This is a genomic window from Mucilaginibacter sp. JRF (assembly GCF_015223065.1).
GTDB lineage: Bacteria > Bacteroidota > Bacteroidia > Sphingobacteriales > Sphingobacteriaceae > Mucilaginibacter.
Map to the genome: position 1 here is coordinate 1 of NZ_JADFBY010000027.1, position 683 is coordinate 683.

Here is a 683-nt window from a genome sequence, read left to right on the forward strand (position 1 = left end):
CTGCCCCTGACGGAGGTGCCTGACTGGTGGCTAAAAGGAGCAACACCACCGTAACAGGCCATCTTACGCGGTTCTGTGATTATTGTAAAAGCTTCCGTTTTGGCCAGCATCATCCAGCAAAGCACTTTGCCTACACCTGGTATTGAGCGCATGAGTTTGGCCTGGTTATTCATATCCCGGTCTGAACCTATCAAAGCCTCGATCCGGGACTCAAGCATCACTAACTGTTTATTTAACAGGGCGAGTTGTTGTTTATTCAAAACCATCAGGGATTGGTCTATGCCCAGATGCTTCATCTTTGCATAATCGTATTGTTGTTTAAGGAGCTGCCTTTTCGCTTTAACGCGGCTGTTGCGTTCCGTTAACAGGATCTTTAGGGTTTGTATAGCCTTACCGGATGGTTTCCACTGCGGTAGTTCCTGGTAGTTCTTGTAAGTAAACGCGGCAATTCTAACCGCGTCGATCTTATCATTCTTCCCCCTGACAAGCCCCATACTCTTTTTCAGATGCAATGGCGAAAAGACAAATACACGGTGCCGGCTGTCTTTTAAGACATCATACAGCGCCCAGTTATACCGGCCTGTATTCTCCATGCCAATGATCAGTTCTTCCGTAAAATCACTAAAGAACCTGATGATACTTTTCTGTTCATTATTAATGACAAATGATTGCTGCCCCTTATG

General features: G+C 45.7%; 1 protein-coding gene. It reads right to left on the reverse strand.

Annotation, left to right across the window (positions count from 1 at the left end):
* Positions 1-683: transposase (locus tag IM792_RS21180; protein WP_194103921.1), on the reverse strand; the 683-nt coding region annotated here is incomplete at both ends.